The sequence below is a fragment of the Methylobacterium sp. A54F genome (genome assembly GCF_053346035.1).
Genome location: NZ_JBKFBF010000239.1, coordinates 1 through 255, shown reverse-complemented (window position 1 = coordinate 255; position 255 = coordinate 1). Strand labels below are relative to the sequence as shown.

Annotated in this window: 1 protein-coding gene; it reads left to right on the top strand. The window is 73.3% G+C overall.

What is annotated here, in order from left to right; genetic code table 11:
- Window positions 1–255: 1-deoxy-D-xylulose-5-phosphate synthase N-terminal domain-containing protein (locus ACLBXP_RS26135; RefSeq protein WP_447670683.1), on the top strand; the 255-nt coding region annotated here is incomplete at both ends.

Sequence of the window (255 nt, the reverse complement as noted above, 5' to 3'; positions counted from 1 at the left end):
ACCTTCGCCGCCTGGGCGAGGGCGAGCTGCAGGCGGTGGCGGACGCGGTGCGCGCCGAGATGATCGACGCCGTCTCGGTCACCGGCGGACACCTCGGCTCCGGCCTCGGCGTGGTCGAGCTCACCGTGGCCCTCCACCACGTCTTCGACACCCCCGACGACCGCATCGTCTGGGACGTCGGACACCAGTGCTACCCCCACAAGATCCTCACAGGCCGCCGCGACCGCATCCGCACCCTGCGCCAGGGCGGCGGCC